We start from the raw sequence: 6,231 nt of genomic DNA, 5'->3' as shown, positions 1-6,231 counted from the left end.
GGAGAGGTCGCCCTGCTCGTCCATCTCCTGCAGCTCGAGCTCGAGGGTCTCGTGCATGGTCTTGGAGTCGACGCCGTCCACCGCCATGAGGATCGCGCGCTTCAGGAACGGGTCCGACGCCTTCTGGGCCTCGCCCTCGAGCGAGATGATCCCCTCCTTGCGGGCCTTCTGGGCGTAGCGGACGATCTCGTCCAGGAGGCCGCGAGCGTCCGTCGAGCGGTTCCCGATCACCTGGATCGCGGCCTTCAGCCCTCGAGCGAGGATCGGCATCGGATACGTCACGAAGACGGCGCCGAGGGTTCCTCCGAACACGATCAACGCCGCGGTCGGCTGGAGGATCGAGCTGACCTTCCCGCCCTCGAGGTAGTTCCCGACGAGGATCCCGCCGATGGCGAGCAACAGGCCGACGAGGGTCGCGAGGTCGATCCTCTTCACCGTCGGGATTCCTCCGTGCCGCCGCCCTCGTCCGCCGGCTCGGGCCCGATCGCCGTGCCCTCGCCCTCGTTCCTCAGGAGCGTCATCGAGGGGCGCCAGCCCGACGTGAACGCGGCGGCGAGGCCGGTCGCGCTCAAGAGCATCCGGCGGAATCCGATGATGCGCCGGATGACCTCGTCCACGCTCTCGAGCACGAGGATGCTGTCCCCGGTGACGAGCCGAACGGTCGTGTCCGGCTTGGCCTCGACGTACTCGATCAGGTCGCTGTTGATGGCGATCTCCTGGTGGTTCAGACGCGAGAGTCGGATCATGGGATCCTCGACGTCGGCGGCCCCTACTGCACGATGAACTCGGTGTAGTAGACCTCGGACACGCTCGCCGGCCGCAACACGGTGTTCACCTGCTTCTGGATCTCGCCGCGCAGGGATTCCTTCCCCTCGGGCGTCGCGACCTGCGCGAAGGTCTTGCTGGACAGCAGCGTCAAGACGCGGTCCCTTATCCTCGTGATCGTGAGGTCGTCGTCCTTCGCGGTCTCGGCGGCCTCGGGTCGGTCGAGCACCAGTCGCATGGTGCACTTGACGTACCGGTCGCCCTCCGAGTCGGCGAGGTTCACGATGAACGGCTCGAGCGACAGCACCGCGTGGGGGGTTCCCGGCTTCTCGCCTTGCGGAGGCGCGTCGGGGCGCTTCTCGACCTTCGTGGTCTTTTCGTGTTTGCTGGCGCCGTGGGACAACGTGAAGTAGGCGCCGGCGGCGCCGCCGCCCAGCAGGACCAGGGCGCCGACGAGGACCAGGACGAGCTTCTTCCCGCCTCCCTTTTTCCCCTTCGCCGGTGCAGCTTCCGCCGTGGCTTCGGCCATCGAACGACCTCCTCAACTGATCGCAGCGGGCGCGGGCCTGGGAGACGGACACTCCGCCACCCCTTTGCTTATCGGCCCTCCACGCGGGAAATTGAGCCGCGGCGGGCTCGGCAGGCCGTTGGACCCCCTATTGGCGCCATTCCAAGAATGCGGAGTATTATTGTCTACTTTTGAGAGGGCCACGTCATGACGAAGCCATCCCGTCACCGTACGACGACCCGCGCGACCCTGGCGGCCGCGCTCCTCGCGATGCTCGCCGCGGGAAGCGCGAATCCGCCCAAGCTCGCGAGCGGCGGCTCCGCCCACGCCGCCGCGCCGCCGAGGCTCGGCTCGCACACGTACCGGATCTCGACGTCGTCCGCCGAGGCGCAGAAGGCGTTCGACCGAGGTCTGACGCTCGCGTACGGCTTCAGCCACGAGGCGGCGGAGCGCGAGTTCCGCAGGGCGGCCGCGCTCGATCCCACGTGCGCGATGCCGTGGTGGGGGGTGGCCCTCGTCAACGGTCCGCACATCAATTTCCCGCTCGTGCCGCCCGACCACGCCCAAGCGGCCTGGGAGGCGCTGTCGAAGGCTCAGGGTCTGGCGGCGGGCGCGACCGACGCGGAGCAGGCGCTGATCCGCGCCGTGGCGCGACGCTACGCCGATCCGCAGCCCGAGGACCGGCGGCCGCTGGACGAGGCCTACGCGGACGCGATGCGCGAGGTGTGGCGGACCCACCCCCTCGACGCCGACGTCGCGACCCTTTTCGCCGAGGCGATGATGGACCTTCGCCCTTGGGACCTCTGGACCGCGGAGGGCAAGCCGCAGCCCGGGACCGAGGAGATCCTCGCCACCCTGGATCGCGCGCTCGAGATCGACCCCCGCCACCCCGGGGCGAATCACCTCTACATCCACGTGGTCGAGGCATCGCCCCATCCGGAGAAGGGCCTCGCGGCGGCCGACCGCCTGCGCGATCTCGTTCCGGGATCGAGTCACTTCGTCCACATGCCCTCGCACGTCTACGCCAGGGTGGGACGCTGGGACGACGCGATCGAGGCCAACCACCGCGCCATCGACGTCGACGCGGCGTATCGCAGGACGAATCCAAAACCGGGCTTCTACGCGATGTACATGGCGCACAACCAGCAGTTCCTGGCCTACGCGCTCATGATGGAAGGGCGCAGCATCGAGGCGCTCGGCGCCGCGCGAGCCACGATCGCCCAGGTGCCGGAAGAGTTCCTGCGGGACTACGCGCCGATCGTCGACGGGTACATGGCGATCGTTCCGGAGGCGCTGATGCGCTTCGGACGCTGGGAGGCGGTGCTGGGGGAGCCCGAGCCGCGCGAGTCGTTGCCGCTGGCGCGCGCACTATGGCGGTTCACGCGCGCCGCTTCGCTGACGGCCCTCGGGCGCGGTGAGGAGGCGGCGCAGGAGCGCGAGGCGTTCCGTCACGCGGCCGCCGCGGTGCCGAAGGACAGGACGCTGGGGAACAACTCGGCGGCGGACCTCCTCTCGGTCGCGTCGAACCTGCTCGACGGCGAGATCGCCGCCAAGGATGGCCGGCTCGACGCGGCGGTCGCGCTCCTCAGGGAAGGGGTGCGCATCGAGGACGGCCTCCGCTACGACGAGCCGCCGGACTGGATGCAGCCGGTGCGGCACACCCTGGGCGCGGTGCTGATGCGCGCGGGGCGGTACCCCGAGGCGGAGCAGGTTTACCGCGACGACCTGGCCCGCTACCCGGAGAATGGCTGGTCGCTCTACGGTCTCGGCCGCGCCCTCAGGCTGCAGAAGAAGGAGGCCGAGGCCGCCGCGGTCGAGGCCCGGTTCGGGAAGATCTGGGCCCACGCCGACGTGCGCCTCGGATCGACCTGCTACTGTCAGCCCGGGGTCTAGGGACGCTCCCGCACCGCTTCCCGAAGCAGCTCCCGGACCCGGTCCCCGATCAGGTCGCGGACCCGCCTGAAGTCCTCGTCGCCCATGGTCTTCGGGTCCGGCAGGTCCCAGTCGAGCCTTCGTCTGGCCGGGAGGTGCGGGCACGCATCCCCGCATCCCATCGTGACCACGAAGTCCCAGACCGTTGCGGGTGGCAGGTCGTCGAGGCCCTTGGACGCGTGCGCCGCGAGATCGATCCCGCGCTCCGCCATGAATCTCACGGCTGAAGGGTGGACCTTCCCCGACGGACGCGACCCGGCGCTGAACGCCGCGACCCGGCCTCGCCCCAGGGCCCGGGCGAACCCCTCGGCCATCTGGGAGCGACACGAGTTCTCGACGCAGACGAAGAGGAGGTGGGGGAGGCGCAATCGTGCTCCTATAGTTCGCCAGATGGCGAATTGTAGGAGCGGGTCCCTCCCGCGTCAAGGGAGGCGAGCCCATGTTATGATCCCCGCACGTCAACGAGCACGGTCGGGGAGCAGGAGGTCACGTCCACGGCGTGCCCGGGGAGGGCGACATGAAGCGTACCCGATTGATCGTGAAGCTGAGCGCGGTAGCGGTGCTGATCGCGATCGCCGGTTTCGGCGCGTTCTCGCTCTTCACCGACGCGCAGGCCGCGGGCGGGTGCCGGTGCCCGCTGGTCTACGCGCCGGTGCAGTGCGATCACGGGAAGATCTACCCGAACCCGTGCGAGGCGAACTGCCACAACGCCAAGAACTGCGTGCCCATCGGGCTCTGACGCCCGCTCACGGGCAGGCCGTGGAATTCCTCGGCGCGCCCGCCGACGTGGTGCCGTAGTCCCCCTTGCCGCAAGCATTGGTCCCGCGAACGAGGTAGTAGAAGCCGGACCCGAGCGCGGGCACGGTGGGATCCGAGAGGCTCGTCGCCGTCGTTCCCGAGACGAGGCAGGTCTCGCCCGGCTTGCCGCCCACCGGGAACTCGGACGTGAGCCCCCGCATCACGTCGTAGACCGGGGTGGGTCCCGACTGGGGCGGCAACGGATTCCACGAGATCGTCGATTTGTCGGGGGCGCCGGTGACGCCGGCGATCTCCTGCGCGGTGGTCCAGACCTCGAGGACGACGGAAGTCGGGTTGTAGACCGGCAGCCAGCATCCCTGCGCGAGCGCCGGCGCGTTCACGGTGCCGAACGTCCCGCTCCTCGACGCGAAGTTCATGATCGTGAAGGTGTCGCCCTCCTGGGGATTGAAGCCGTTCGCGAGGCTCACGTTGAGGGTCCCCGCGAGAGACGCGACCCCCGTCCCGGCCAGGTTGAACTGATCGTAGTCGATTCCCGCGTTGTGCCCTCCGATGTCGACGCTGAGGGCGCCCGACGACGACTGGGTGTAGTTCCCCGAGACGACCAGCGTCCCGAGGGAAAGGCCGGGTGCCGTTTGGCCGGCGCTCGTCACGGTCGCCGTCGCCGTGCCGACGCCGGTGACCAAGCCTCCCAGAACGCTCATCGGCGTGGAGGAGCTCAGCGAGCCCCCTTTCAGGGTCGTCGAGCCGGCGGTCTGTGCAAAGCCTGCGGTGAATTGCAGGTTCGCCGCGAGCGCCTGCACCGCGCCGGCATTGTTGAACGCGATCCCGACGCCGGTATTGCCCGCTCCGGCCGACTTCTTGAACGTGCCGCTGGCGAGGTTGTTGAACGTGGCGGTGCCGCCGAAGCCGTTCGAGAACGAGGCGTCGCTCTGGCAGTCCCACGTCCCGCTGTTGTTGATCACGGCGCCGGTCCCGACGCCGAACCCTCCGGTGCCGCTCCACGTCGTCGGGCCGCCGACGTTGAGAATGCGCGAGGCGGTCAGGGTTCTGCTGAAGACCCCGCTGGCGGACATTCCGCCGTTCGCGTTGGTCGTTCCAGCCCCCGTCATGGTGCCGCTCGTCCAGGTCGTCAGGCCGGACACCGTGACCGTGTCGGTCCCCTGGAGGATGCCGCCCGACATGGACAGCGAGGCGGTCCCGATGAGGGTGCCGCTGTTGAATGCGACCGTGGCGCTGGTGATCGTCGTCACGCCGGAGACGGAGTAGCTACCGTTGCCGTTGACCGTCCCGGCGGTGAACAACACGGCGTCGGCGGAAACGCTCGAGCCGGGGCTGAGCGTGTAGTTGCCACTGAACTGAAGCGTTGCGCCGACCGAACCCGTGAAGGTCCCGGAGTTCGTGCCGCCGCCGCTGAAGTTGACGGTCCCGCTCTGGACACTGACGCTTCCCGAGTTGTTGAAGGTGATCGCGACGCCGGTGGCGCCCGTGCCGGCCGATTTCTTGAAGGTGGCGCCGGTCAGGTTGTTGAAGGTGGCGGTGCCGCCGAAGCCGTTCGAGAACGAGGCGTCGCCCTGGCAATCCCACGTTCCGCTGTTGTTGATCACGGCGCCCGTCCCGACCCCGAACCCTCCGGTGCCCGTCCACGTCGTCGGGCCGGCAACGTTGAGGACTCGCGAGGAGGTCAGGGTCCTGCTGAAGGGGCCGCTGGCGGACATTCCGCCGTTCGCGTTGGTCGTCCCAGTCCCCGTCATGGTGCCGTTCGTCCAGGTCGTCAGGCCGGACACCGTGACCGTGTCGGTCCCCTGGAGTATGCCGCCCGACATCGACAGTGCGGCGGTCCCGACTGGGGTGCCGCTGTTGAAAGCGACCGTGGCGTTGGTGATCGTCGTCACGCCGGAGACGGAGTAATTGCCGTTGCCGTTGATCGCCCCGGCGCTGAGCAACACGGCGTCGGCGGAAACGCTCGAGCCGGGGCTGAGCGTGTAGTTTCCTCCGAACTGGACGGTCGTACCGACCGAGCCGGTGAAGGTCCCGGAGCCGGTGCCGCCACCGCTGAAGTTGACGGTCCCGCTCTGTACGTTGACGGCGCCCGAGTTGTTGAACGTGATCCCGACGCCGGTCGTACCTGGGCCGGCCGATTTCTTGAACGTGGCGCCGAGCAGGTTATTGAAGGTAGCGGCGCCGCCGAAGCCGTTCGTGAACGAGGCGTCGCTCTGGCAGTCCCACGTCCCGCTGTTGTTGATCACGGCGCCGGTCCCGACGCCGAA

At 68.9% G+C, this 6,231-nt stretch carries 7 protein-coding genes; 2 read left to right on the top strand and 5 right to left on the bottom strand.

From position 1 onward, the window contains the following. The 3 genes from LAO51_19635 to LAO51_19625 form a co-directional block, all read right to left on the bottom strand. Positions 1-435, bottom strand: a 435-nt coding sequence (locus LAO51_19635; GenBank protein MBZ5640956.1) for a motility protein A, incomplete at its 3' end; no start/stop codon positions are given. Then, positions 432-746: a flagellar FlbD family protein gene (locus LAO51_19630; protein ID MBZ5640955.1), complete on the bottom strand. Its 315-nt coding sequence runs from the start codon at positions 744-746 to the stop codon at positions 432-434. The genes LAO51_19635 and LAO51_19630, both read right to left, overlap by 4 nt. 23 nt (positions 747-769) lie before the next feature. Beyond that, positions 770-1,294: a flagellar basal body-associated FliL family protein gene (locus LAO51_19625; GenBank protein ID MBZ5640954.1), complete on the bottom strand. Its 525-nt coding sequence runs from the start codon at positions 1,292-1,294 to the stop codon at positions 770-772. A gap of 186 nt (positions 1,295-1,480) precedes the next feature. On the opposite strand from LAO51_19625, the gene LAO51_19620 reads away from it, so the two are divergent. Then, on the top strand, positions 1,481-3,166 hold the full coding sequence (locus tag LAO51_19620; GenBank protein MBZ5640953.1) for a hypothetical protein: 1,686 nt from the start codon (positions 1,481-1,483) through the stop codon (positions 3,164-3,166). Here the strand turns inward: LAO51_19620 and LAO51_19615 are convergent. After that, complete coding sequence (locus tag LAO51_19615) at positions 3,163-3,519, bottom strand: arsenate reductase ArsC (protein MBZ5640952.1); 357 nt, start codon at positions 3,517-3,519, stop codon at positions 3,163-3,165. The two genes, LAO51_19620 and LAO51_19615, sit on opposite strands and share 4 nt — an antisense overlap. A gap of 203 nt (positions 3,520-3,722) precedes the next feature. Between LAO51_19615 and LAO51_19610 the strand changes: the two genes are divergently transcribed. Continuing rightward, positions 3,723-3,944 (top strand): hypothetical protein, encoded by a 222-nt coding sequence (locus tag LAO51_19610; GenBank protein ID MBZ5640951.1) that lies wholly within the window; start codon positions 3,723-3,725, stop codon positions 3,942-3,944. 7 nt (positions 3,945-3,951) lie between these two features. On the opposite strand, the gene LAO51_19605 is transcribed toward LAO51_19610, so the two are convergent. Continuing rightward, a partial coding sequence (locus LAO51_19605; protein ID MBZ5640950.1) for a hypothetical protein occupies positions 3,952-6,231 on the bottom strand: 2,280 nt, incomplete at its 5' end.

It is taken from the genome of Terriglobia bacterium (assembly GCA_020073205.1).
Lineage (GTDB): Bacteria > Acidobacteriota > Polarisedimenticolia > Polarisedimenticolales > JAIQFR01 > JAIQFR01.
Note: the sequence above shows the minus strand (reverse complement) of the source record. Positions and strands in the feature narration are given on the sequence as shown.